Below are 25,550 nucleotides of genomic sequence, written 5' to 3'. Positions count from 1 at the left end.
TCGGTAACTCGTTCCCGCTGGCTTCATAGCTTCGGTTACCCTGACTATGCAGCGTTCACTATTGAGGCGGTTGCCAACCTTCCTCAAGCCGGACTCCCACCGGCTGGATAAACCAAGCTCTTCTCGGCGCACTCATCCTGTCCTCCTATCTTGTCACCACGATCTCACGGACGGCAGTGACCGGTCTCCCTTCCTCGGTCTTCAGTCCTCTTACGAAGTACGCCGCAGGCGACAACCGACTCACATCATTCGCGCCAGAGTGCAGGTCGAGCACCCTACGTCCGCTGATGTCCAGCGGCCTCATACATAGTGATATACTCTCCGATTGGAAAGGCGGCACACCGCACGCATCGCCTCTCCCGATCACATTCTAACCCCGGGCACCTCCGCGTCAACACGTCTGAACCGGGCACCCGTAAGTGGCCGTAGCGCATATGGATGCAGACGTGTGACCGGCTTGGGGATAAACGGGACACACGACTTTGTCTCACTCTTGCCGACGTCGAGCGTTCGGATCCCATCGCGGAATTGGAGGCGGAGCGGGTAGAAACCCGGTCGAGCAAGAGGGAGTTTCAGCAGCGAGGGAGAGCGAAGTCAGACGGACGCGGCTGCGCGAATCGGTCCGAGGGCCCGGATCTGCTCGGTGTAGTCGCGCACCGTATCCGCGAACTTGGCGCCCTCGGCCGGGAGTTGGCCGAAGACGGCTGGCCCGACGAGAACTGGGAAAAGCCCCGCGTGTCAAGCGCACGAGCACGGCGCGGCGGAGGCGATGGCGGGTGCAGAACAAGACTTAGGAAAAAGGAATGAGGATAGAAGATCCACGTCGGGACCTGAGGACGGAGTTCCGAGGAGTGGTTGCGGTTCGGTTCATCGGCCAAACTCCTTCAGCAAGGCCTTGCCCTTGTCGGTAAGGACATAGGTTCCGGTCTTGGGCGGGCCGCTGAATTGGAGCAGCCCTGTCTGTTTCAGCAAGTGCAGGTCGCGTTTTGCGGTCGCCCGCGATGTTAACCCGAGGCGCATCACGTCCGCGATTGTGGTGGCACCCTGTTCCACAACGTGGAGCAATTCGGTCACCAGTCGGGCTTTTACAGTGTCACTTACGGCATCACTTACAGTATCATCTACAGCATCACGTATGCGCCGATGCCCTCCAACGGCCCGAACCTGCGTGACTTGGGGCGGGCGCAGGAACGTGACGGTGAAAAAGGAGATGAAGCCGAAAACCGGAGGTTCGAGCCCGGCTTCCGCCATCCAGTTGCGCATCCGGTTAATGCCGGTCCCCATTTTCTCGATGAGACCCAATCGGTGCAGCAGGCTCACGACGTTGGGGTTGCGCGTGACGCTGCGTGTTCCGAATTCCTCGGGCTTCAGGCCTCTTGAGAATTCGGGGGACATAATAATCAATTCTATGCCCGTCAAGGCCGGACGACCTTATGCTAACATGGACTGCGTCTCACAGTAACGAAAGAAGCTTGTCAAACGCTCGGCGGGGTCATGTTCCGGCGAGGCCGGCACAGGTACTCGGAGTTGGCTTCACCGGACGGCAGGGGCCTTCGGTGCGTGGCGGGTATGGCGTCGCAGTGAGGCGACATACTCAAGCAGCGTCATCCCTCTGCGCTTGGCCTCTTGCGCAACGAGCTTGCGAGAAACATGCACCTGCTGCATCGCCGGGTCATTCGGAAACTCCGCGGCAGCCAATCGCTGGATTTCCTCGATGTCCTTTGCTGTTGTTCCGTTCATGCGCTGATAATCCCGGGGACGCAACAGGCGACTATTCGCAGCCTTCGCAAGCCGGGCGGATGGCGAAGAACTGCCAGCGAGCGCTTGTCTGACTCAGACGCCGTTGCGGGCGGTGATGACAAACCGGGCCCGGTTTCTACTTGATGCTCCGGGCGAGTTCCATGTTGCTGCGAAGCAACTGGTTCACTACCGTCGAAGCGTCGGCCTTCCGTTTGCTGGCAATGCCCTGGACAAACAGGAACACCTCTTCGTCCAGGTAGACCGGGAGATTCAGTTTCATCCGGTGCCGGAAGAACTTGCCTCGCACGCCCTTGGAGAAATCGTACTCTCTCTTCATGATTCTGCTACTCCTCATACTGCCGCCTCTCCCGTCGGGTCGCCTTTCGGGCAGAGAAGATACGAACAACAGCGGACTCCTTCTGCTCCTCCCGGAAGGTGTGGCAGACGACCAATAATCGCCCCGCTGCGGACGAACCGGCAGTTATCCATCTTTCCTCATGTTCGCTGTGCTCGGTGTCGTTGATGGTCAACATCTGCGGGTCGCAGAATACGGTGGCTGCCTCTTCGAAGCTGACGTCGTGCTTCGACCGGTTGACTCGGGCTTTCTCCGTGTCCCACTCGAAGTTGTACTGCGCTTGGTCGTCCGAATCGGCAACGGGCACTCTCATGTTCTGAGATTGTAGACCGAGCGAGCCCACAAGGCAAGGTCGGGAGACAGACCGCACCAAGGAAGTGGTCAGCGCCGTCCGGGATTAGGCAGGTGGGCAGCGGAAGGGGTCGGCAGCCAGCAGCGATCAGCGGACGGACTCGTCACAGAAGAAAATGGTGAATGGTGAGTAGTGAAGGGTGAAAGAGGAGGCGGATGGGACTACTGAGCGGGCTGTTTGACCTTCTTGACTATGGTTGTCAGGATGGCCACAAGCTCATCGCATTCTACCAGAAGGTCGGCTAGCGACGATCCCAGAGACCGCGAGCAGGCGTAGCCAATAGCGCGTCTCGCGAGCTTCCTTGCAGGCAATTGAGCACTTAGCGGCGAAGTCCGCGCGGCTGTGACTTGCCTGGGCCTCTTCGACGTTGGCTCCGACTGACGTACCGGCCCGGACAAGCTGGCCGATTATCACCCGTGCCGCGACGTCCCTGCCCTTGGCCGCGCGACACAGAGCTACAATCCTCTCGGCGAATTGAAACGTCCGCTCCGCAATATCTCTGGGTTTCCCCTGCAGTTCGCTCTTCATCTTGCCTGTCTCCGGTCCGCTTTCACTCTTCACCATTCACTCTTTACTATTCTCCGGGGAACGGCGGCGGTCAGTGGACTGCTTCTGCAGGCGCTGGCGTGCGCAGCGGGCCGAGCGAGCGAATCTGCTCGGTGTAATCGCGCACCGTGTCGGCGAACTTGGCGCCTTCGGCCGCGGATATCCATTCGAGCCTGAGCCGCTCCTCTTCAATGCCGAGCTGCCGCATCAGGCCCTTGAGCAGCGCGACCCGCTTGCGGGTCTTGTAGTTGCCGTTCTGGTAGTGACAGTCGCCGGGATGGCAACCTCCGATGAGGACTGCGTCGGCGCCGTCGCGGAACGCCTCAAGGACAAGCGTCGGGTCGACCGCACCCGAACACATTACTCTGATGGTCCGAGTATTCGGCGGGTACTGCACGCGCGACGTGCCGGCGAGGTCCGCTCCGGCATAGGTACACCAGTTGCAGAGGAAAGCGATAATACGAGGCTCAAACGAACTGCGAACGCCGAGTTCCGAACGCCGAGTTTCAGACGAGGTGCGCTCGGATGGTGACGGCATGGCTAGATCGCTGCCTTTCCTGCTTCATCCTTCGGCCCTTCCGGCTTGAATTTCAGCGCGGCCTGAAGCATCGCTCTAGTCTGTTCGATCTTGAATCCAAGATGCGTCATCGCCCCCGAAGGACAGGCCGCGGCGCAACTGCCGCAACCCTTGCACAACGCCTCGTTGACGTGCGACACGGTCCTGCCGTCCTTCTCAATCAGCCCGGGCGCGCCGTACGCGCAGATCGGAACGCAGATACCGCAGCCCGAGCAGAGTTGCTCGTCCACGTGGGCGGTCACCGCTTCGGCCCTGTAGGTGTCCTTGGCGAGTATCGTAGCCGCCCTGCCGGCGGCGGCTTCGGCCTGCGTGGCAGCCTCGTCGATGAACTTGGGGTAGTGGCACAGCCCTGCAGTGAATATGCCCTCGGTCGCGAAGTCCACCGGCCGCAGCTTCACGTGGGCCTCGAGGAAGAAGCCGTCGGAGTTGAGCGGGACCTTGAGCATCTGGGCCAATTCTTCGGAGCCCGTTTGCGGCACGATGCCGGTCGAGAGCGCGAGGACATCCGGCTGCAGCTCGATTGCCCGGCCGAGTATCGGGTCATTGACAGTGACCACCGGCCGACCGTCGACGACCCGGACCTCGGGCTTGGCCTCGGGCGAGTAGCGGATGAAGACAACACCCTTCTCGCGGGCCCCACGGAAGTACTCCTCGCGCATGCCATAGGTGCGTATGTCCCGGTACAGCACAAAGACATCGGCGTCGGGGTTCAGTTCTTTGATGGCAAGCGCATTCTTCACAGCCTCGGTGCAGCAGATGCGCGAGCAGTAGGGCCGGTCGCCTTCGCGCGACCCGACGCACTGGATCATGGCGACGCTCTGCAAACGCCGGACGTCGAACGCCGATTGCCGAACGCCAGACAGCACGTCCTCAAGTTCCTTCTGGCTGACGATGCTGGGGCTCTGGCCATAGCAGTACTCGGTCGGCGTACGGTACTGCGCGCCGGTGGCAACCACAACGACGCCGTGCTCAATCTCGGAAATGGTGAATTGTGAATTGTGAATAGCGAAATCCGGAGCTCCGCCTTCACCCTTTCCTTTTTCACCATTCACTCTTTGCTCGACCGTGGTCTTGAAGTTCCCCACGAATCCCTGGACCTTCTTGACGCTCGCGCCGAGGAACGTCTTGATACGCGGATGACTCGTAACCTTGTCGGCCAGGTCCTTCAGGCGCTTCTGCACGTCGTCGCCTTCGACCGTCTTCGCGATGCTGCGGGCATTTCCGCCGAGATATTTCTCACGCTCGACCAGGAACACGTCGAACCCTTCGCCGGCCAGGGATAGCGCCGACGTCATTCCCGCAATGCCGCCACCGACCACAAGCGCCTTCTGGGTCACCGGCAGGGTCACCGTATGCAGCGACTCCAATAGGCGAGACTTGGCCACCGCCATCTCGACTAGATCCTTCGCCTTGGCCGTGGCCTCGTCCGGCCGTTCGCTGTGAGTCCAACTGCACTGCTCCCGGATGTTGGCCATCTCAAACAGGTGTGGGTTCAGCCCGGCCTGAGCCAGCGTCTCCTGGAACAGCGGCTCGTGGGTGCGCGGCGTACACGACGCGACGACAACACGGTTCAGTTTGTGCTCGCGGATGCGGTCCTTGAGCCGTTCCTGGGCGTCGCCCGAGCAGGAGTAGAGGTTCTCCTCGGCAAAGACTACGTTGGGCAGCGTCCGCGCAAACTCGACGACCTCGGCAACGCGCACGACGCGGCCGATGTTCACGCCGCAGTGGCAGACAAAGACGCCGACCCGCGGTTCAGCCCCGGCGACATCCTGCTCTGCCGGCGCTTCAACCGGTGCGACCAGCGTGCCCCTCTCCCCTGCCAGGATTGCTTCGGCTGACGCGGCAGCGCCCGAAGCGCCCGTGACAGTCTCAGGAATGGCCATTGGCTGCGCAAAACTGCCCGCCACGCTGATTCCCGCATGGCTGGTGGCAGTTGGTGCCCAGGCATCGGTAGCGGCGAAACCATAGTGATCCAGCTCGATGTCGAGCCGCCTGCCCAGGTCCACCAGTTCCGGCGGCGGCACGAATCCGCAGGAGAGGACGACCATGTCGAACTCCTCGGCGAAGTTGCCGGCATCGGAGGCGTAGCGAACGGTGAGATTGTGGGTCGCGGGGTCTTCGCGGATTTCCGGTACGCGGGCGCGCATAAGCCGGACGCCGTATTGCTGCTCGGCCCGCTCGACGTACCGGTCGAAGTCCTTGCCGTACGAACGCATGTCCATGTAGAAGACCGTCGGCTCAACGTCGCCTGAGTGCTCCCGCGTGATGACAGCTTCCTTGACCGCATACATGCAGCACATCGCCGAGCAATAGCCGCGCTCGACCGACTCATCGCGCGAGCCGATGCACTGCAGCCACGCCACCTTCTTCGGCGCCTTGCCGTCGGAAGGACGCTGGACGTGGCCGGAGTAGGGCCCGGAGGCGGAGAGAATACGCTCGAACTCGAGGCTGGAGACGACGTTCGGGTACCGGCCGTGGCCGTACTCGGGCCGGAGCGCGGTCGGAGCAATCTTCGAGCCGGCAGTGACCACAACCGAGCCAACGTCCACGACCACTTCTTCATCCTGCTGCGTGTAGTCGATTGCACCAGCCTTGCACGCCTTCTGGCACGCGCCGCACTTGTCCTTGGTGAACTTCAGGCAGTGCTCGCGGTCGATGGTCGGCACGTTCGGCACAGCCTGCGCGTAGAGCCGGTAGATGGCGCGGCGGTTCGAGAGCCCACCCTCGAACTCGTTCGGCAGGTCTTTCACCGGGCACTTGGTCAGGCAGTCGCCGCACCCGGTGCACTTCGACAGGTCGACCGAACGCGCGTGCCGCTTGAGCCGGACCTTGAACGCACCGGGCTCACCCTCGATGCCGAGCACCTCGGTCAGAGTCATCAGATGAATGTCCTTGTGGCGGCCGGCGGCGACCAGCTTGGGCGAGAGGATGCACATCGAACAGTCGTTGGTTGGGAACGTCTTGTCGAGCATCGACATGATGCCGCCGATGGCCGGGGCACGATCGACAAGATAGACCTTATAGCCGGAATCGGCCAGGTCGAGAGCGGACTGCACCCCGCCGATGCCACCGCCAATAACCAGCACGGCGCCAACCTTCCCGGTGACAGGTGCGGCCACGACCTTGTCGGCTACCTCATCCACTCTTATGCTCGCTCTTCTCCAAGGCCGCTAACGATGTAGGATAACTGTAGCCATCTTCAAGTGCGCACTGCTTCATCGCGTTCATTATCCTGCTTATCTGCACTCCCTGCGGGCAACGGGAAAGGCAACGGAAGTGCGTCGCACAGATGTCTTTGAACTCGTCGGCGAGTGCCTCGTCCCGCAGTCCGAGGTTGACCTTGCGGATGAAACGGCGGGCATCCTTTGAGGAATCGAACAGCGCCTCCGGGCATACCGCCGTGCAGGAACCACAGGTGAAGCATGCCGAAACGCTCCCGGCGGCCTTCATTACCTGTTGTTTGAAGTCTCGGTTCCGCTCCGCCTGTGTCACCTTGCCATTGTGGGAGGCAGGCCGCTTGCGCTCCCCCTCCGCCATGCGCGAGACCACGTCGGCTACTTCGCCGATATTCACCTTCTGCGGGCAGCGGTTCAGACAGGTAGTATGGTAGGAGCACATCCAGACGAACTCGGACTTGTAGACTTCGTCCTTCATGCCGACTATCGCCATCCTGATGATGCGTCTCGGGTTGTACTTCTCCTCCAGCTTTCGCACCGGGCAGGACGCCGAGCACGAACCGCAGGAAAGGCAGTGCATGAACCCGGTATCGCCGTACTTCTCGGCCAGCCGGGTCTTGAACTCGGTGTCGAGATCGTTTACCAGAAGCTCCGGCGCTTCAGCCAACGCTACTCCTCCCCTACCTTGGGGAATTCCGCCTCGCGGAACGTCGTGAGCGGCAGCGGCTCGTCGAGATTGCGGCCGGATACGTAGTCGAACTCCTTCTGCGCGTTCTGCGAGACCTTCTTGAACAAGGTGGCAAGACCGATAGTAACCGGGCACGAGTCTTCGCAGATGCCGCACTGAACGCACGAAGCCATCATGTGGTTCATGCGGGTCAGGTGGAACAATAGTGTCTCGGACGGCATCCGGGTCGCGCCCTTGCGCAGGGAGACGCGCACGTGCTCGCCGATGTCGCGCTGGAACGTGTCGGAATCGAAGAAGCACTCACGGCAATAGCAGACCGGGCAGACCTTCATGCAGTTGTGGCAGTTGAGGCAGTCGGCAAAGTACTCTACGAGTTTCTCCGGCCCCAGCATCAACTTGTCCAGATCCTCGATCCGCTTGGCAGTCTTCGCCTTCCGACTGGCGCTGAGGCCTTCCAGCGCCTTCTTCCGCTTCTCCGGCTCATCCTGCTCCGCAAGTTCGACTCCTTCGAGCAGCGCTTTGCCTTTATCAGTAGCAGCCTCAACCCAGAGCTCCTTGTCAGGGTCCATGCCGATGAACCCAACGTTCAGGTCGAAGACGAGCGGCTTCGGAAACTCGCACATCTGGCAGCCCATACGGAAATTCACGTTGCCGGCGTAGCCTGACTGCTCCCGCGCGTGCTTGTTGTCGAAGTCCGCGTCCTTGCCGCGGATGGTACGGAACCCGGCCGACTTGTACGTGCCCGGGCAATCGACGCCGATGAGCACGAGGCTATCGGGCAAGACCTGCTTCAGCTTCATCAGCTCGACCACGGCCCGCAGCTCGCACGGCCGCAGGAACAGCCCGACTTTCGCGTTCGGTGAGGACTCGCGGGCGATCTCGGCCACGATCGAGGCCGAATTGACGCCCATCGCGGGAAGCAGCGGCGCCGCCTCGTCCAGCTTCTCCGGATTGGAGAACAGCGCAACAGTCGCCGTGCCTGCGTCGGAGTACGCCGGTGTGAGGATTGCGGAAAGCCTGCTTTCTTTCAGCCACTTCGTGAACAGGCCACGGATTGTCGCCTCGGGATTCTTGCCTTCGACCTTCAGAGTACCCTTCACCGCCACCTCACACCTCCCACTTCTCTTTGAACGGACTCGGACCCTTCTTGCGGAGGTGTTCGGTCATCTCGGTAATGGTATCCGCGAACTTGCGGCCTTCAGCCGCGGAAATCCAGCGCAGCCAGACACGGTCGGATTCGAGACCGAGGGACTTCATCACGGAGTCGAAGAGCACCATTCGGCGGCGGGCCTTGTAGTTGCCCGAAACGTAGTGGCAGTCACCGGGATGGCAGCCGCCCATGAATACGCCGTCCGCGCCCTCGAGCAGGGCGCGCAGGATGTACACCGAATCGACCGCACCCGAGCACATGACTCGGATAGGCCTCATGTTCGGCGGGTACTGCATACGCGACGTGCCCGCGAGGTCCGCGCCGGCGTAGGTACACCAGTTGCAGAGAAATCCAACAATCTTCGGTTCGTAGTCAGCCATCTATTTGGCCTCCGTCATAACGCCGCATCGACCATCGAAATAACGTTCTTCGCCTCAAAGCCTTTGAGCTTGATTGCCTCCGACGGGCAGGCGGCAGCGCACGCGCCGCAGCCCTGGCACAGCACCGCCGTGACCTCGGACTTGCCGGTCACCGGGTTCAGTCGCGCCGCTTCGTACTGGCAGATCTCCTCACACATACCGCAGCCCGTGCACCAGCGCGGATTGACCTCGGCCACGACCGCCTCGGTCATGAGCTCTTTGTGCGATATGATCGAGCAGGCGCGCGCAGCGGCCGCGTACGCCTGCGCCACGGTCTCCGGAATCCGGCGCGGGCTGTGCGCCATTCCCGCCATAAACACACCGCGGGTCGTGAAATCCACCGGCCGGAGCTTCATGTGCGCCTCGAGGAAGAAGCCGTCCTCATTGAGCGGGACCTTGAGCAATTGCCCGATCTCGTGGTTCGACTTCGACGGCACCACACCGGCAGAGAGAACGACCATGTCAGCGTTGATGCCCAGCCGGCGCTGCAATACTGGGTCATAGACTGACACGTGCAACTTGCCATCGGCACTCGTCACTTCCGGCTTCGTTTCCGGGTCGAACCGGACGAACATCACGCCCGCTTCACGCGCGTCGCGGTACAGCTTCTCCTTGAACCCGTAGGTGCGCATGTCCCGGTACAGGACGTAGACGTTTGCCTTCGGGTTGATGCTCTTGAGCTTGAGCGCATTCTTCACCGCCTCAGTACAGCAGATGCGCGAGCACCACGGATGTGCTTTCTCCCGCGACCCGACGCATTGGACCATGACGACGTGCTTGAGAGAAGAGGGATCAAGGGATCGAGGATTCGAGGAATCAAGTGAAGGAGAACCGGAGAGAACCTGCTCGAGTTCAGTCTGCGTGAGTACCCGAGGGTCCTTGCCATAGAGGAATTCGGTCGGGTGGTATTCCTCCGCGCCGGTGGCGACGATGAAGACACCATGCTCGATGACCTCGGTCCCGTCCGATCTTTGTCCTTCGTCCTTTGTCCTTTGTCCTTTCCTCTGGACCGTGGTCTTGTAGTTCCCGACGTAGCCGGTCACGGCGGTGAGCTCTGAGCCCGTGAACACTTGAATCTTGGGATGCGCTCGGAGCCTCTGCTCAATCCGTGCGACGTAACCGGCGAGGTCCTCTCCCGTCTCGGTGTACTTCAGACGCAGCAGGTTACCACCCAGCCGGTCGCTCTTCTCGACCAAGTAGGTGTCAAACCCCTGGTCGGCGACCGCGATTGCCGAAGTCATCCCGGCCAGACCACCGCCGATGACAAGCGCCTTCTGAACAATCGCCTGCGGTGAGGTCGAGAGCGGTCGCAGCAGGCGCGAGTTGGCCACCGCCATCCGGACTAGTTCCTTCGATTTCTCGGTCGCCTCGTTTGGCTCCTGCATGTGAACCCATGAGCACTGGTCACGGATGTTGGCCATCGTGAACAGGTACGGGTTCAACCCGGCCTCAGCCAGTGTCTCCTGGAAAAGCGGCTCGTGCGTCCGCGGCGTGCAGGACGCGACGATGACCCGATTCAGCTTGTTCTCGTCGATGGCTTTTCGGATCTTCTGCTGGGTATCCTGCGAGCAGGTGAAGAGGTTGTCGTCGACCAGCACGACGTTCGGCAATGTCCGTGCATACTCGACCACGCTCGGCACCTTCACCACGCCGCCGATATTGATACCACAATTACAGATGAAGACCCCGATGCGCGGTTCCTCGCCCGACACGTCACGGAACGGCGGGTAGACCTTGGGCAGAACCATGGTGTTGCGGGCCGGCGCGAGCAGGGCTGCGACCGCGCCGGCCGCACCCGTGGCCTCGGTCACAGTCTCGGGAATGTCCTTGGGCTCGACCAGCGCACCGCAGGCGTAGACGCCGGGGCGTTCGGTCAGCACCGGCTCGAACCGGTCGGTCTTCACAAACCCTTGCTCGTCAACGGCAACGCCGATACGCTTGGCCATCTCGGCTACGCGCGGGTTGGCCGCAAGCGCGGTGGAGACCACGACCATGTCATACTCCTCCTCGCGCAGCGTCCCCGCTTCATCCTCATACGATATCAGCAGGTCCTCGGCGGTGCCGTCACTCGATCCCTCGATCCCTTGGTCCCTTGATCCCTTTCGCTGAACCGCACTCACCTTGCAGCGCCGGAACTGCACGCCGTACTCGTCCTTGGCCCGGTCGTAATACTTCTCAAAGTCCTTGCCGAAGCAGCGCATGTCCATGTAGTAGACATGGCAGTCGAGGTTGCCGCCGCAGTGCTCGCGCGCGATCACCGCTTCCTTGGTCGCGTACATGCAGCAGACCGACGAGCAGTAGTAGTGCTCGGCATTGCGCGAGCCCACGCACTGAATCCACGCGACCTTCTTCGGCTGCTTCAGGTCGCTGGGCCGCTTCACGTGGCCTTCGTATGGCCCGGAGGCGGACAGGATACGCTCGAACTCGAGGCTCGTCACCACGTTCGGGTACCGGCCATACCCGTAGCCATACTCGCCAGTTGGCTTGTACTCCTTGAACCCTGCCGACAGCACGACCGCGCCGACTTCAAGTTCTTCCTCTATTGCGGTCTGGGTATGGTCAATCGCCTTCGCCTCGCACGCGGTGACGCACTGCATACACTCGGAGCAGATGCCGCAGTTCAGGCAACGCTGCGCCTCTGCAACCGCCTGCTCCTCGGTGAAGCCGAGGGCGACTTCGCGGAAGCCAGTGCGGTCCGCGGCCGTCAGAGAAGATTCCGCAGTCCGTTCGCGCCGCTCAATCTTTGCCCGTGCCGCAGCCGACTCCTCGGCCTTCGCCGCCTGTTCTTTGGGCTTCTCGCGCCCCGCGGCCAGGTCTTGCCGTTTGATGAACCGGTCGATGGAAATGGCAGCCTCGTGCCCGGCATTCACGGCCTCGATCACCGACGCTGGCCCTGAGACCATGTCGCCGCCGGCGAACACTCCTGGCATGCTGGTCTCGAACGTGAGCTTGTTGACCTTGAATGTCCCGCCGGGACCGCGCTCAAACCCGTCAAACCCATCGGCGTCGACCGCCTGACCGATGGCGAGAATCACAGTATCTGCGGGCTCAAAACCCTCGACGCAGCCGAACTGCGGGTTGAACCGGTGCGCGTCGTCGAAGACCCGCGTGCACTCGATTGTCCGTAGCCCCGTCACCTTGCCATTCTCACCGGCAATCGCCTGCGGCCCCCACGACGGGTTCAGTTTGACGCCTTCGGTCAGCGCATCCTGGATTTCCCATGCATGAGCCGGCATCTCTTCGCGGCACTCGAGGCAGACCATCGTCACATCCTCGGCCCCGAGCCGCTTGGCGCACAGCGCCACGTCCACCGCGACGTTTCCGCCGCCGATGACTACGACTCGTTTGCCGACTGCCGGCTTCTTCCCGGCGTTGACGTCGCGCAGGAACTCAATCCCGTGAAGCACGCCGTTGAGTGCCATCCCGTCAATCTTCAAGGTCCGGCTCTTACCGCAGCCGAGGGCGACGAACGCTGCGGAGAATCCCTGCCCGAGCAAGCTCTGAACGCCAGCCGTTCCGTTGACCGGACTCGAAAGCTTCAGCTCGACGCCGGTGTCGGTAATGTCCTTGATCTCTCGGTCCAGAATCTCGCGCGGCAGTCGGTATGCCGGAATGCCCCAGCGCATCATCCCGCCCGGCTTGTCCGCAGAGTCGAACACAGTCACTTTGTAGCCCTTGGCGCGGAGGTCTAATGCGCAGGTCAAGCCTGCCGGCCCCGCGCCAACCACTGCAACCTTCTCTTCGCGCTCAGCCGCCGGCGTCTTGATGACCGGGTACTCGACTTTGCCGGCGTACACCTGGTTGGCGGCGAACCGCTTCAGTGCCCTGATTGAGACCGGCGATTCGTACTCCTTGCGGTTGCATTCCTGCTCGCACGGATGGTGGCAGACACGACCGCAGACGCCTGGGAACGGCAGTCGCTCACGCACCAGTTCGTAAGCTTCTTTGTACTTCTTCTGCGAGATGAGCGCGACGTAGCCCTGCGCATTCACGCCTGAAGGACACGCCAGCCGACACGGGGCCTTGCCTTCGTTCTTCTCGATTGCCACCGCGTTGGGAATCGCCTGCGGGTAGAGCTTGTAGGTCGCGCGGCGCATGGCGAGCTTCTGGTTGTACTCGTCCGGGACCGCGACCGGGCAGACCTTCGTGCAGTCCATGCAGCCCGTGCACTTGTCGAGAAGGACGAACCGTGGCTTCCGGCGTATCTTCGCCTTGAACCGCCCCGGCTCCCCTTCCAGGCTCAGCAACTCGCTGTAGTTCACGAGCTCGATGTTCTGATGCCGCCCGGTGCCGACCAACTTCGGCGAAAGGATACACATCGAGCAATCGTTGGTTGGGAAGGTCTTATCGAGCATCGCCATCACGCCGCCGATGGCCGGTCCTTCATCGAGCAGGTAGACCTTGAATCCCGCCTCACCCAACTCCAGCGCCGCCTGAATGCCACCGATGCCTGAACCGACCACGAGAACGGCACCGACCGGTCCGCTTCCGTTGTCGCCCGCGTTGGTCATTGGCACTTGGTCCTTGGTCATTCTGTCCTAGAAGCTATCCGCCATTTCAAAGATAGCCTTTTTGGTAGCATTCTTGTGGGTCATCGCGCCTGAGGGACAGGCGACCGCGCATGCGCCGCAGCCCTCGCAAAGGGCAGCGTTCACAACCGCCTTCCGCTTTACCGGGTCGACCTTCACCGCGTCGTACGCGCAGGTCCGCTCGCAATAGCCGCAGCCCACGCAGATTTCCTCGTCAACCTGAGCTGTGGTTGGCGAATGGGTCAGGCGCGTATTCCCGAACATCGCCAGTAACTTGGCCGCCGCTGCCGATGCCTGCGCCACAGTCTCGGGAATATCCTTCGGCCCCTGGCCGCAACCGGCCAGGAAGAACCCTGCGGTCAGAGTCTCGACCGGTCGCAGCTTTGGATGCGCCTCAGTCATGAAGCCATGCGTATCAATCTGGGTCTTCAGCTTGCGTGCAAGGCCGACTCCGTCGGGATTGGCTATGACTGCGGTGGCGAGCACGACCATATCGGCCTCGAGTTCGACCTTGCGGCCCGCCAGCGTATCCGACGCCCAGACCATCACCTTGTCGCCCTGTCGGAATATCTTGGAAACCTTGCCGCGCAAGTACTGGATGCCATCGTCGGTCGCGCGCTTGTAGAACTCCTCGAATCCCTTACCCGGTGTCCGCACGTCGATGTAGCAGATTGTCGCCTGTCCATCGTGCACGCGATGCCGGTAGAGTATGGCCTGCTTGGCAGTGTACATGCAGCATATCTTCGAGCAGTAGGGCATCCCGACGGTCGAGTCGCGCGACCCGGCACACTGCACGAATACGATCTTCTTCGGCGTCTTGCCGTCCGAGGGCCGCTTCACCTCGCCCGACGTCGGTCCGGAAGCAGAGAGCAGACGCTCGAAAGCGAGGCCGTCAATTACGTCCGGCACCAGCCCGACACCATATTGCCCGAGCTTGGTCGCGTCGAACAACTCGTACCCGGTCGCGAGCACGATAGCGCCAACCTCTTCCTCGACAAACTTGTCGGTGTCATCGTAATGGATGGCGCCGGTCGGGCAGACCTTCGCGCAGTTGCCGCACTTGCCCTTGGTCAGGTAGATGCACGCCTCAGCGTCAATGACCGGCTTGTTCGGCACTGCCTGCGGCAGCAGCCGGTAGATCGCCTTGCCCTTAGTCAATCCGCGCTCAAATCGTCCCTCGGTCCTGCCCGGGCACTTCTCGAGGCATACCCCGCAACCGGTGCAGGTCTTGAAATCGACATACCGCGCCTTCTGCCTGACCTTTACCTTGAAGTTGCCGACGTAGCCGGAGACACTGTCAATCTCCGAATAGGTCATCAGCTTGATTTTCGGATGCCTGCCGGTCTCGACCGTTCGTGGAGTAAGGATGCACTGCGAACAGTCCAAGGTCGGGAATGTTTCCGAGAGTTGCGCCATGTGTCCGCCGATGGAAGGTTCTTTCTCGACCAGAACTACCTCGTAACCGGCGTTGGCGATGTCGAGCGCCGACTGGATGCCGGCGATACCGGCGCCGATAACGAGTGCGCGCTTGTTGATGGGAACGGTGATTGCATCGAGAGGCTGGTCTTCGACCACTTTGGTTAGCGCAGTCCTGACAATCCCGCACGCCTTGGTCGTCGCCGCATCCTTGTCCTCGGTAACCCACGCGCACTGCTCGCGGATGTTGGCAATCTCACACAGGTAAGGATTGAGCCCCGCCTCGCCGCAGGCGTTGCGGAAAGTCGTCTCGTGCAAGGTCGGCGAGCAGCAGGCGACGATGACCCGGTCCAGCTTGTCATTCTTTATGGAATCCCGAATCATCTGCTGGCCTGGGTCCGAACAGCAGTATTTGTAGTCCTTCGTGACGACCACGCCTGGCATGATGCCGGCCCGCTCCAGCAGCTCGGGTATCTTGACCACACCCGCAATGTTGATGCCGCAGTGGCAGACGAAGACGCCGACACGAGGGATCTTGGATTGCCGATTTTCGATTGTCGATTGGGGGTTGCCCGTCCGGGGTTCGCTCATTCGACGTTCGTCATTCGGCATTCGTCATTCCCTCTAGAGCAGACACTTTGCCTTCAGGAATCCAACCGGGTCGCCGGCGTTGTGCTCAAGCCCGAGTTCATCCTGCGTCAGCCCGACGGCAATGCCAAGGAGCTGCGTGAAGTAGAACACAGGAAGGGCGCCGTCGGTCATCACCCGCAGCTTGTCGAGGTTGTACTGGCACAATGGGCAGGTTGTGACAATCGCTTCCGCACCCCAAGCCTTCGCGTTGTCCAGTATCTTCTGCGATGCTGACTTCGCGACGTCCCGGCGGTTCACGACCAGATACCCGCCGCAGCACTCGGCCTTGAAGTCGAACCTCGTGGGCTCGGCACCGAGCACGCGCATCAGGTCGTCCATCACCTGCGGGTTCTCCGGGTCGTCGAACTCCAGCACTTCCTTGGGCCTGACCATCAGGCACCCGTAATAGGAGGCGACCTTGAGCTTGGCCAGCGGCTTGATCACCTTTGCCTTGATGGCGTCCCAGCCGATGTCGTTCTTGAGGACTTCGAGGTAGTGCAACACCTTGACGGGATGCTCGAACTTCTCATCCACGAATGTCTTGAGCCGCTCGCTCTCGACCTCGTTGCCCGGCTGGTCCAATCGGTTCTGCACCCGCTTGAGAACATTGTGGCAGGCCGCGCAAAGTGTCACCAATTTGTCACCCATCTGGCTGGCCTTGGCCAGGTTCCTGACCGGCCCTACCTGAGCCGCAAGGTCGTCGCTCGTGGCGTTGTAGATGGCCCCGCAGCAGTTCCAGGATGGCATCTCGACAAGTTCGAACCCGACCCTCTCGGCCGCCTTGCGCGCACAGAGGTCCAAGCTGCGCGCCTTGGTGTAGAGCGTGCAGCCAGGATAATAGGAGTATTTCGTCATACCGATGACTTGCGGAACGCGGCGATGAACGCCTGCTGGGGTATCTCCTCAAGCTCCGGAGCGGTCACGGTGTCGGGATCCACTCGGCTCTGCTTGGAACGAAGGATAAGCACTCGGCAGGCCTCGGCAATGCGGGCGTAGTCAACGGCCCGTGGGCAGCGGGTCCCGCAGACGAGACAACTCGCGCACAGCCAGATTCCCCCCGACTCCAGCAGCTCACCGACCTTGCCTAACTGCAGCAATCTGATTGCCTTGCTGGGCGGCGGGTCCATTGCTTCGCCAATCGGACATCCCGACGTACAGCAGCCACACTGGTAGCAGTCGGCGACGGCCTGACCGCTGAGCGTCTCAATCTGCCGAAGCAGCTCAGACGAGTTACTGGATGTTGCCATGGGCGGACTATCATGATAATTCCATAGCAGCGTACTGTCAAGAAACCATGGGACCTACCGCGACAAATTCGTCAATCCTGGAATCAATGACGCCACCAAAGACAACGTGTTGTGGGCATTGCGTTTCATCCTCTCAGCACGTTAACGAAACGAAAACCGGGATTGCCAATCTGACGGGCACGGGCCACCCGACGCGTGCCCGAACCGGATAGGCAATGAGGAGCCTCTCGTGACTGGGGGCTTGGACGCAACCGAAGCCAGTCAACAGGTAGTGTGACTTGCCCTGCAACCCACCGCCGGCTGCAGTCCAGACCGCCTCGTTGAGCTTCGTGGATAGACCCGGCAGGGACACCTATGTCGCCGGGCATCCACCCGTGGCCACAACAAAAACTTGACTCCGAGTGGGCAGACCTTATAGTAATGTCAGGTTATGACCGACGAAGAGTTCTTCGATTCACTCCTGGCCGAGTGCATCAAGCGGAACGCATCCGACCTGCACCTCACTGTGGGGCGTCCACCGACGCTCCGAATTGACGGCTACCTCCACCCGATCGAGGGATGTCCGGTTCTGACACCGGACATGACCGACAGCTTCAAGAACATCGCGACCAAGGACCTGCGACACCTGCGCGCCCAGATTGACAACGGTGGCGGCGGTGACTTCGCGCTCAACTTCCGCAACATGGCGCGGTTCCGCGTGGCCGTGTATAAACAGAAGGGGTACTTCGGCATGGCCCTGCGGCTCATCCCTCGCCGCATTCTCTCGTTCGAAGAGCTCTTCTCGGTACCTCACCTCATACCCCGCATCAAGAATCTGCTCGATCGGCCGCACGGACTCATCCTCGTGACGGGACCGACCGGCATGGGCAAAACCACGACGCAGGCCACTTTCGTGGACTACATCCTGGAAAGCCCCCGCCACGTGCTTACGATCGAAGACCCCATCGAGTTCGCTCACGACCACAAGAACGGACTGATCACACAACGTGAGGTCGGCGTTGACGTGTCGTCATTCCGTGAGGCAGTCATGAAGGGCTTGCGTTCAAACCCCAACGTCATCCTCGTTGCGGAAATCCGAGACCTTGCGACATCGGAGGCAACCATCTGGGCCGCCGAGTCAGGCCACTTGGTGATTGGCACTCTTCACACCACCAACGCGCCGGAGACCATTACCCGGTTCATCGACATCTTCCCGCCTGAAATCCGCGACCAGATTCGTATTCAGTTCTCACTATCGCTGCTCGCCGTGATTTCCCAACGTCTCCTGCTTAAGGCCGGCGGCAAAGGACGCGTCGGCTGCTACGAAGTGATGATGGCAACGCCCGCCGTGCGTAACCTCATCCGCGAGCGCAAAACCGAGCACTTGGCGTCGGCCATCCAGACGAGCCAGGCTGAGGGCAGCATTTCGTTTGACGCCTACTTGGCAGAGCTGTATCGCGCCGGCAAAGTTACGTACGAGACCGCCATCGCCTCAGCGGCTGACCCCAAGGGGTTCCGCGAGTTGGTGGAATTCGGGCAACGCACCTCCAACACTCCAGTTCGGAAATAGCCGGACGCCGGTTCGAGATTGGCGGCCTCAGGGCCGCTTTTGTTTTGTCGGTACGTCCATCGCGGCAGGAAAACGGACTCGCGGCTTCTTGTGCCGTTGTAGGCTAGGGCAGCTCGCGTCGGGAACGGGTGATGGCGAGCACGTTGTGGTTCGGCATGGCTATCCACCGGACCTCGGGCAGGGAACCGAGCGGCTTGGTGCTGAAGTACCTTGCCAACTCGCCTTCTCCCGTCCACAGTTGCCCGGTCGCATCCGATCCGCCGCCGTGCCAGCAACCGACCAGCATCATTTCTGCGCTGGCCAGGCAGAACGACAGCGAATCCTGTTCCCCGAGCGCGGTGAGGGCGCTGCTGAGTGACTCAACCGGGGACGCATCGTCCAGCTTGTTCAGTAGATACAGGAAGTACCGCTCGCTCGGGTCCCGGGAATCAGTGATCCGACCGCCGGTGTCGAGACGGTCCTCGCAGCCGATGAGACCAGAATGAGCGAATGCCCAGACACGACCGGCCTCGCGCCTGAGATACGGTCTGAGTTCGCGCGGTGATGCCGGGGTCATTCCTCCCATGCAGATCAAGGCCATGTCGGTGCGAATCTCACCCAACGTGCCGAAATCCGGGTCCTTTGCGCAGGGCTGCGCAGATCTGATTGTCTCCAATCGATTGCCATAGCAGTGAGCCACGCCCCAGCCGCCGGAGTCGCAATCCGCCCCGGCCGCCAGGCGCACCGCGGCTGCAAGGGCATCCATCTGGAACCTGCCGGCGGCAGCGGTTAACATGCTCGTGGCTAGAACCCCATCGCAATCCCGGCGCGCACGACTAGTCCGAGGTTCCCTGTTCCGAGTGCCAGGCTCGGCATGGGGAGTTTGCTCGGCCACAGGCCGAGCTTCGTCTCCCGGTCAAATCCGTACATTTGAGCAGATACATAGGCATCGGCCATGGAAAACACGATGACTGCCCCGGTCCACCAGAGCAATGCGGTTCTGGTGCTGCTATACCGGGAGTAGTCGGCGGTATCACCCTTGTTCAGAGACTGAGTGGCCAACAGGTGTTCCCTGACCGTTAGATACCCCAGGGTGACCTCGGCCGGGGCAATAAGCGTCGTTTTCCACCAGTTGCCGGTATAGACCTGCCCGCCTCCGGGCAGCAGAAAAGAAAGCAGGACAGCGGCACCGGGAGACTTGGCCGAATGATACGGACGAATCGTGTCGGCCTTCGAGACAGTATCACCGGATGTCGGTTGCGATTTCAGCGTGTCGGTGGTCTGCGCCAGGTCGAACTGTCCGTCAGGGGCCGCCAGGACCGAAGGTCCGACCGGAACCGCCGAGGTCAGCCCGACCAGCAGCGCCAGTCCCACCAGCGCGCGACCGGTCACTGATTCCTTACAACGATGTCAACGCGGGGAGCCGCAGGTCCGGAACCGGATGCGGCAGATCCGGCCGGGCGAGAATCCGAGTAGCCTTCAACTCTTATCCGATCCGGATCCACACCCCACGCGGCCAAACGGCTTGCCACCGCCCCGGCCGCAGCCGCGGCATAGTCCCAGCCACCTGGGAACCTTTCTCTCAGGGCCTGCGGCGCCTGGGCGCCGCCGGCGTGGCCGGCGACTTCGATTGGCCCGGTGCTCGATTGCAGAGAAGTGACGCACGCCCTCAACAGCGACTCGGCCGAGGGCACAAACTTGAGATCCGTCGCTCCACCGAACAGCTCGTCGAACGAGTATGACACTTTGAATGTGGAGTCCCACTGTCCCTCGACGCGCTTGACACTGTCATTCATCTGCTGGAGCTGACCGATCCACATGTTGATCTCATTCTGCTGCCGGACAATCCGGTCGGCACGCGGCAGGTAAGCGAAGTTGTAGAACAGCAGGAAACAGACCGCCAGCGCCAGGAACAGGATCCAGCCGAGGCTCGCGATGAGCGACTTCATACTAGAATGCTAGCACAACGCGCGTGCAGATACAAGCGAACAGTTGCAACGCCGACGGACTCACTTCCATGCGTCAAGCTGACGGTTCAATCGATCCAGCCTGCTCGCGTACTCGGTGCGCCGGCTGCGCTCGGCCTCGACCACCTCAGGCTTGGCGCGAGACGCGAAATCGGGGTTGGCGAATTTCGCGTCGATGGCGGCGACGAGCCTCTCCAGGTTCACAATCTCCTTCTTCATCCGTTCGAGTTCCTTCTCCACATCCACTACCCCCTCGAGCGGCACGTACACTTCGCAGCCTGCCAGGACGGCGACCGACGACTTGTCGGGCCTCACCGTCCCGAACTCGAGTGCAGAGACGCCGGCCAGCTCCCGGATCAGGCCTTCACTCGACTTCAGCAATGAGGCCAGCGCGGCATCGGCCGAGTTCACAACGGTCCGTACCTGGGCCTTGGCCGGCACCTCCATTTCGGCCCGGATGTTTCTGACCGCCACTATCAGCTCGCGCATGGTCTCGACCTGCGCGACGCCACGCTCATCGACCGCTATCGGTCCCGGCCAGCACGACTGCATGATCGAGCCGGCCCCGACCTCGCCGAATCCCAGCCGCTGCCACAGCTCCTCGGTGATGAACGGCATGAATGGATGCAGCAATCGCAGCGTACCACTAAGAACATGGTGCAGCGTCCAGCGACACGCACTGTCATCCGCCTTCAGACGCAGCTTGGCAAACTCGAGATACCAATCGCAGAGCTCGTGCCAGAAGAACTCGTGCAGCCGGGACGCAACCGCGGAATAGGCGCACGCATCAAGCCCGCCGGTGACGGCAGCGACCGTCTGGTTGTACCGGCCGAGAATCCAGGCGTCTTCCGGCGCCAGCGCCGGCCTTTCCCCGCCCGGTGCCCATCCCGCAAGGTGGGGCGCGACCAGCCTGCATGCGTTCCACACTTTGTTGGTGAAGTTCCGGCCGAACTCAAACCGCTTCTCGCTCAGCCGGTAGCTCTGTGACTGACTTTCCAGATACGCGAGCGTGAACCGCACCGCGTCCGTGCCGTACTTCTGGAACATGTCGACCGGGTCGATGCCGATACCCTTGGACCGGCTCATCCGCTCGCCGGTCTCGACGAGAATGAACGAGTGGAAATAGACCCGCGAGAACGGAATGTCGCCCATGAACTTCAACCCGGAGAATACCATCCGCGCCACCCAGAGGAAAATGATATCCGGCGCAGTCGAGAGGAAATCGGTCGGATAGAACTTCTCCAGGTCCGGCGTCTTCTCCGGCCATCCCATGGTCGAGAACGGCCACAGCGCGGAAGAGAACCACGTATCGAGGATGTCCTCGTCCTGCCTCAGTTTCTGCGAATGACACTTCGGGCATTCAGTCGGATCCTCACGCGCGACGACTATCTCACCGCAGTCGCAGTACCAAACCGGGATACGGTGTCCCCACCAAAGCTGGCGAGAGATGCACCAATCACGGATGTTGTACATCCAGTCAAGATAGACCTTGGTCCAGCGCTCGGGAATCAGTTTCAGCCGGCCCGACTCGACGGCCTCGATCGCCGGCCTGGCCAGATCCTGCATCCTCACGAACCACTGCTCCGAAATCAGCGGCTCGACTACGGTACCGCAGCGTTCGCAAACGCTCGCGCTCAGCTTGTAAGGCTCAATCTTCTCCATCAACCCCTGGGCCTCGAGGTCCTCGATGACGCGCTTGCGGCACTCCTCGCGCGAAAGACCGCGGTACTTATCCGGCGCCTTGTCGGTGATCCGCGCTTTGTCGTCGATGACGGCGATGAACTCGAGATTGTGCTTCTTCCCTATCTCGAAGTCGGTGGCGTCGTGCGCCGGGGTGACCTTCACCGCACCGGTGCCGAACTCCGCAAGCACCAACTCGTCCGCGATGATTGGAATGATGCGTCCGACCAGCGGAAGAACGAGCTTCCTGCCAACGAGATGCTTGTAGCGCTCATCATTGGGGTTGACGGCGACGGCCGTATCCCCAAGCATCGTCTCAGGCCTTGTCGTGGCGACAACAACCCACTCCGGGAGCTGGTCACTGGAAACTGGTAACTGGTCATTCGCTATCCGATAGCGCATGTACCACCAATGGCTGTTCTGGTCCTGGTGCTTCACCTCCAGGTCCGAGACTGCGGTATGGCAGCGTGGACACCAATTGACTATGCGCGTACCCCGGTAAATCAACCCATCCTCGTAGTAGCGCACGAACGCCTCGCGCACGGCGCGCGAGAGCATCTCATCCATCGTGAACCGGGTCCTGGTCCAGTCGCACGCGCAGCCCAGCAACTTCAACTGTTCGATGATGCGGGTGCCGTATTTCTCCTTCCACGCCCAGGCGCGCTTCAGGAATTCCTCGCGACCGACCTGGAAGCGATCCGTGCCCTCGGCCGCCAGAGCGCGGTCGAGGTGAGTGTGCGTACCGATGCTGGCGTGGTCCGTGCCGGGCAACCAGAGCGTTTCAAATCCCTGCAGCTTCTTGAACCGTATCTGCGCGTCCTGCAGCGAGTTATTCAGCGCGTGGCCGACGTGCAGTGAACCGGTTATGTTGGGAGGCGGTATGACAATCGAGAACTTCGGTTTCACCGAGTGCGCGTCGGCGGTGAAGAATCCGCTCTTCTCCCAGAAGCTGTACCACCTGCCCTCAATCGGCCTGGGGTCGTATTTCGGAGGAAACTCGCTGATCGTCGTATCAGGCATGGCGGGTATTATAGAATCAGATGGCTGTCTGTCAAAGGACAGAGGGTCAAACGGGTGTGGCGCCGGCCTGGTTCACGCTATCCCTCGATCCCTTCATACCTTGATCCCTGCTCCGTTAGTGGCAGCCGCAGCCCTTCCTCGTCGGTGGGGGCGGCGGGTTGATGACCAGCGGCAGCAGCGCCTCGCTGTGGCGCCCCTGCCGGTCCAGGACTGTGGCTCGCACAACGACCGGGCTGGGAAATGTCCGCCCGGCGCGAGTAACCGCTGAGTCGGAAGCCCACAAACCGACGAAGTAGCCCTGCTGTGCCTTCGGGAAAACGCCGATGGGATGCCAGTCTCTGGCCATCGAGTCACCGCCAAGCGCATACTCCAAGAGACAAAGCTCGGCATCAGGAAGCCCGGACGCAACCACCATCGAGGCATTTCCCGTTACTGACCTCCCCGTGTAGGGGAAAGTGAAATTGGTACCGGTGTCGGCCGGGTTTGCCCCCGGCCGGTAAACGAACGTGCCCGCCCTGCTCTCGGTATGCGTCGTGTCCACCGACGGGTTGGTCGTATCTGACGCGGCCACGCACCAGGCGTAGGTCCTGCCCGGCACGAGCACGCCGGCGCGCGCCGGCAATCGACAGGCTGCCGGCCAGAACTCCCGGTCCTCAAAAACCGGCCGGTTGCGCTTCAAGGCGGTTGCCCCGTTCTGTCCGCGCGCCACTTCCGCAACCCGCAGCAAGTACCGGTACACGCCGATTGGACCCGAGGCCACCGGTGGTGTCCAGGCAAAGACTACCTGGCTGTCGGTAACCGCGGAGTTATTGGGTGGCCAGGTGAGCTCCACCGGTTTTGGGACGCGTATCCGGAAAAAGAGCGCGGTCTGCTTCAAGCCGGGACCCGGTGTGATGACATACGAGTAGTCGCCCTCGGGCAACCGGTGGCCCTTTGCGACAAAGGCCTCGTAGCCCTTCCGGCAAGACACGCTGTCCAGCTTCACATCCCGCGACGTGAGTCTAAGCTCGCCGGGCGCGAGCTTTATCTTCTGGGTGTTGGCCGAGAACACGACTCCGGCCTTGACCTCACTCGCTTCGACTCGCAACGTCGCCGACTCGGTATCGGGATTCGGGTTGTGCAGCGTCATGTTCCACAGGTGTTCGAAGTCCATCTGCTCGGACGCCGGGCTGGTGATGTCGAGGGAAATAGGCCCTCCATAAACCGGGGCGGCTCGCACGAACAACAGGGAGGCGGCGACCAGAAGCGCGGCCGTCAGACGGTCCGCTCCGGTTCTTGAGAAAAACCCCTTGCGGTCTGCAGCCACCGGCTCGCGCGTGGCTGAAGACCGGCCTTGCCATGACCGAAAACACGGCCGGCGGCCGCAGCACAATCGCGAACGTGGCATCGGACGCAGGGACAAAGCTATCTCCTAGGTTTGGCGTTTCCCAACCGTAAGCATACGATCGGGACATCGACACAGCTAATCATGACCCCGGGGCGCGCCTCGGAAGCGCACCTCTCGGTCGAGAGGTTATAGCATGAAATCCGATGCTTGTCAATAAGCGGCGCGATCCGCATGCACATCGTGCCGCACCACGCTGCGCGAGACGCCACACGCCGAGTCGCACGACTGACGGACCGCACTTGCGCGAGACGCTGATCCCACAATCGCCCTGCGAATTATCGTGGCCTTGGCCTTTGACCTTCACTCCCCACTTGAATGCCGCAATCGCTGTCCCCCAAGACAGAAATCGACGCCTGGCGACGAACTTGCCACGGAAACGAATCGTGGTTCAGCCCCGACCTGACGACCAAAGCGTCATCGCGACTATCGCGAATCGCAGCGTGTACCGGACGAGCTACCATACCATTATGCATACCACATATCAGACGACCCACATATCCATCATGCACACGATCTACCTATCCGACCGATATACTATCTACGATACGGACTATCATACCGTACGATACACAGTCTAATACACCGTACACAACATGAACCACGCGCCGGTCCGGAATACGAGCCATAATACGGTAGCGTAGTCCATGTACTGCTCGGTCTAACATAAGATATGGAATACCGTCTACCGGACCGTCTACTAGACCGTCCGGTAGACGGTATGGTAGATGCGGCCTCACATCACGGTTCCATCTGTTATTTGCGTCATAAAGTTCGTTTTTACGTGACTTACATCATGCAATTGGAAGCACTTCCAGTCACTTGTATCTGGTATCTCGTTTGCCGACTTGCTGCGTCGAGCGAAGCTGCCTGCGTGGTATTTGCGGCATGTGACCGAGACGGTCTCAGGCTGCGGCTTGCGCCGGTTCGGGGGCCGGACTCGGAAACGAAAGGGAAGCAAGCGTGGCGGAAATGCCGTTGAAAGTGAGCGCGGCTAGTGGTTGCGGATGAGTGAGTTAAGTCTGTTTTCTCTGCTGTATTCTCGTGCATGGCTACCTTGCATGAGAAGTCGACCTGCTGTCGAGCGAAGGTGTACCGGTTTGGTGGCAAGCGCCGGCGTTGTACATGTTGTGGTCAGACGTGGTC

The 25,550-nt window shown here is 61.2% G+C and carries 21 protein-coding genes; 2 read left to right on the top strand and 19 right to left on the bottom strand.

From position 1 onward, the window contains the following. Positions 1–867: 867 nt before the first annotated feature. The 14 genes from VMH22_04430 to VMH22_04365 all read right to left on the bottom strand — a co-directional run bounded on the left by VMH22_04430 (position 868) and on the right by VMH22_04365 (position 16,825). Positions 868–1,395 carry an ATP-binding protein gene (locus VMH22_04430; protein HTW90934.1) on the bottom strand — a complete coding sequence of 176 codons (528 nt, stop codon included), beginning with the start codon at positions 1,393–1,395 and terminating at the stop codon, positions 868–870. 138 nt (positions 1,396–1,533) lie between these two features. Continuing rightward, positions 1,534–1,740, bottom strand: a complete 207-nt coding sequence (locus VMH22_04425) for a hypothetical protein (GenBank protein ID HTW90933.1) — start codon at positions 1,738–1,740, stop codon at positions 1,534–1,536. A gap of 136 nt (positions 1,741–1,876) precedes the next feature. Then, positions 1,877–2,077, bottom strand: coding sequence for a hypothetical protein (locus VMH22_04420; GenBank protein ID HTW90932.1), 201 nt, complete (start codon positions 2,075–2,077; stop codon positions 1,877–1,879). A gap of 7 nt (positions 2,078–2,084) precedes the next feature. Then, positions 2,085–2,408 (bottom strand): BrnT family toxin, encoded by a 324-nt coding sequence (locus VMH22_04415; GenBank protein HTW90931.1) that lies wholly within the window; start codon positions 2,406–2,408, stop codon positions 2,085–2,087. 255 nt (positions 2,409–2,663) lie between these two features. After that, the gene (locus tag VMH22_04410; GenBank protein ID HTW90930.1) at positions 2,664–3,011 is read right to left on the bottom strand and encodes a four helix bundle protein; all 348 of its coding nucleotides are present in this window, start codon (positions 3,009–3,011) and stop codon (positions 2,664–2,666) included. A 34-nt stretch (positions 3,012–3,045) separates the two neighbouring features. Further along, entirely contained in the window at positions 3,046–3,531 is a 486-nt protein-coding gene (locus VMH22_04405) for a hydrogenase iron-sulfur subunit (GenBank protein ID HTW90929.1), read from the bottom strand. Positions 3,532–3,533: 2 nt separating this feature from the next. Beyond that, entirely contained in the window at positions 3,534–6,713 is a 3,180-nt protein-coding gene (locus VMH22_04400) for an FAD-dependent oxidoreductase (GenBank protein ID HTW90928.1), read from the bottom strand. Then, positions 6,706–7,413 carry a 4Fe-4S dicluster domain-containing protein gene (locus tag VMH22_04395; GenBank protein ID HTW90927.1) on the bottom strand — a complete coding sequence of 236 codons (708 nt, stop codon included), beginning with the start codon at positions 7,411–7,413 and terminating at the stop codon, positions 6,706–6,708. Before VMH22_04395 ends, VMH22_04400 begins: the two co-directional genes overlap by 8 nt. A 2-nt stretch (positions 7,414–7,415) precedes the next feature. After that, complete coding sequence (locus VMH22_04390) at positions 7,416–8,534, bottom strand: 4Fe-4S dicluster domain-containing protein (protein HTW90926.1); 1,119 nt, start codon at positions 8,532–8,534, stop codon at positions 7,416–7,418. Between the two features lie 7 nt (positions 8,535–8,541). After that, on the bottom strand, positions 8,542–8,964 hold the full coding sequence (locus VMH22_04385) for a hydrogenase iron-sulfur subunit (protein HTW90925.1): 423 nt from the start codon (positions 8,962–8,964) through the stop codon (positions 8,542–8,544). A 14-nt stretch (positions 8,965–8,978) separates the two neighbouring features. Then, positions 8,979–13,535, bottom strand: coding sequence for an FAD-dependent oxidoreductase (locus tag VMH22_04380; protein HTW90924.1), 4,557 nt, complete (start codon positions 13,533–13,535; stop codon positions 8,979–8,981). Between the two features lie 6 nt (positions 13,536–13,541). Then, on the bottom strand, positions 13,542–15,539 hold the full coding sequence (locus tag VMH22_04375; GenBank protein HTW90923.1) for a CoB--CoM heterodisulfide reductase iron-sulfur subunit A family protein: 1,998 nt from the start codon (positions 15,537–15,539) through the stop codon (positions 13,542–13,544). 33 nt (positions 15,540–15,572) lie between these two features. Then, positions 15,573–16,433, bottom strand: a complete 861-nt coding sequence (locus tag VMH22_04370) for a CoB--CoM heterodisulfide reductase iron-sulfur subunit B family protein (protein HTW90922.1) — start codon at positions 16,431–16,433, stop codon at positions 15,573–15,575. After that, entirely contained in the window at positions 16,430–16,825 is a 396-nt protein-coding gene (locus VMH22_04365) for a 4Fe-4S dicluster domain-containing protein (GenBank protein ID HTW90921.1), read from the bottom strand. Before VMH22_04365 ends, VMH22_04370 begins: the two co-directional genes overlap by 4 nt. Before the next feature lie 430 nt (positions 16,826–17,255). On the opposite strand from VMH22_04365, the gene VMH22_04360 reads away from it, so the two are divergent. Further along, complete coding sequence (locus VMH22_04360) at positions 17,256–18,374, top strand: PilT/PilU family type 4a pilus ATPase (protein HTW90920.1); 1,119 nt, start codon at positions 17,256–17,258, stop codon at positions 18,372–18,374. Positions 18,375–18,477: 103 nt separating this feature from the next. On the opposite strand, the gene VMH22_04355 is transcribed toward VMH22_04360, so the two are convergent. The 5 genes from VMH22_04355 to VMH22_04335 all read right to left on the bottom strand — a co-directional run bounded on the left by VMH22_04355 (position 18,478) and on the right by VMH22_04335 (position 24,326). Then, on the bottom strand, positions 18,478–19,149 hold the full coding sequence (locus VMH22_04355) for a class II glutamine amidotransferase (GenBank protein HTW90919.1): 672 nt from the start codon (positions 19,147–19,149) through the stop codon (positions 18,478–18,480). A gap of 8 nt (positions 19,150–19,157) precedes the next feature. After that, positions 19,158–19,745: a DUF5683 domain-containing protein gene (locus VMH22_04350; GenBank protein ID HTW90918.1), complete on the bottom strand. Its 588-nt coding sequence runs from the start codon at positions 19,743–19,745 to the stop codon at positions 19,158–19,160. Next, a complete protein-coding gene (locus VMH22_04345; GenBank protein HTW90917.1) occupies positions 19,742–20,302 on the bottom strand; it encodes an OmpA family protein in 561 nt (186 codons plus the stop codon). Before VMH22_04345 ends, VMH22_04350 begins: the two co-directional genes overlap by 4 nt. 60 nt (positions 20,303–20,362) lie before the next feature. Next, a complete protein-coding gene (locus VMH22_04340) occupies positions 20,363–23,020 on the bottom strand; it encodes a valine--tRNA ligase (GenBank protein ID HTW90916.1) in 2,658 nt (885 codons plus the stop codon). Between the two features lie 115 nt (positions 23,021–23,135). Beyond that, positions 23,136–24,326, bottom strand: coding sequence for a hypothetical protein (locus VMH22_04335; GenBank protein HTW90915.1), 1,191 nt, complete (start codon positions 24,324–24,326; stop codon positions 23,136–23,138). Between the two features lie 464 nt (positions 24,327–24,790). Between VMH22_04335 and VMH22_04330 the strand changes: the two genes are divergently transcribed. After that, a complete protein-coding gene (locus VMH22_04330) occupies positions 24,791–24,985 on the top strand; it encodes a hypothetical protein (GenBank protein HTW90914.1) in 195 nt (64 codons plus the stop codon). Positions 24,986–25,550 lie beyond the last annotated feature (565 nt).

The sequence above is a fragment of the bacterium genome (assembly GCA_035505375.1).
GTDB lineage: Bacteria > Hydrothermota > Tepidihabitantia > Tepidihabitantales > Tepidihabitantaceae > UBA2258.
This window is presented reverse-complemented; position numbering and strand designations above follow the sequence as displayed.

What these genes read in the sequence shown, in the direction of transcription:
- VMH22_04425 (HTW90933.1), bottom strand. Translation starts at nt 1,740, where the DNA reads ATGAACGGAACAACAGCAAAGGACATCGAGGAAATCCAGCGATTGGCT.
- VMH22_04405 (HTW90929.1), bottom strand. Translation starts at nt 3,531, where the DNA reads ATGCCGTCACCATCCGAGCGCACCTCGTCTGAAACTCGGCGTTCGGAA.
- VMH22_04365 (HTW90921.1), bottom strand. Translation starts at nt 16,825, where the DNA reads ATGGCAACATCCAGTAACTCGTCTGAGCTGCTTCGGCAGATTGAGACG.
- VMH22_04355 (HTW90919.1), bottom strand. Translation starts at nt 19,149, where the DNA reads ATGTTAACCGCTGCCGCCGGCAGGTTCCAGATGGATGCCCTTGCAGCC.
- VMH22_04360 (HTW90920.1), top strand. Translation starts at nt 17,256, where the DNA reads ATGACCGACGAAGAGTTCTTCGATTCACTCCTGGCCGAGTGCATCAAG.
- VMH22_04345 (HTW90917.1), bottom strand. Translation starts at nt 20,302, where the DNA reads ATGAAGTCGCTCATCGCGAGCCTCGGCTGGATCCTGTTCCTGGCGCTG.
- VMH22_04380 (HTW90924.1), bottom strand. Translation starts at nt 13,535, where the DNA reads ATGACCAAGGACCAAGTGCCAATGACCAACGCGGGCGACAACGGAAGC.
- VMH22_04385 (HTW90925.1), bottom strand. Translation starts at nt 8,964, where the DNA reads ATGGCTGACTACGAACCGAAGATTGTTGGATTTCTCTGCAACTGGTGT.
- VMH22_04430 (HTW90934.1), bottom strand. Translation starts at nt 1,395, where the DNA reads ATGTCCCCCGAATTCTCAAGAGGCCTGAAGCCCGAGGAATTCGGAACA.
- VMH22_04370 (HTW90922.1), bottom strand. Translation starts at nt 16,433, where the DNA reads ATGACGAAATACTCCTATTATCCTGGCTGCACGCTCTACACCAAGGCG.
- VMH22_04420 (HTW90932.1), bottom strand. Translation starts at nt 2,077, where the DNA reads ATGAAGAGAGAGTACGATTTCTCCAAGGGCGTGCGAGGCAAGTTCTTC.
- VMH22_04415 (HTW90931.1), bottom strand. Translation starts at nt 2,408, where the DNA reads ATGAGAGTGCCCGTTGCCGATTCGGACGACCAAGCGCAGTACAACTTC.
- VMH22_04410 (HTW90930.1), bottom strand. Translation starts at nt 3,011, where the DNA reads ATGGTGAAGAGTGAAAGCGGACCGGAGACAGGCAAGATGAAGAGCGAA.
- VMH22_04375 (HTW90923.1), bottom strand. Translation starts at nt 15,539, where the DNA reads ATGAGCGAACCCCGGACGGGCAACCCCCAATCGACAATCGAAAATCGG.
- VMH22_04340 (HTW90916.1), bottom strand. Translation starts at nt 23,020, where the DNA reads ATGCCTGATACGACGATCAGCGAGTTTCCTCCGAAATACGACCCCAGG.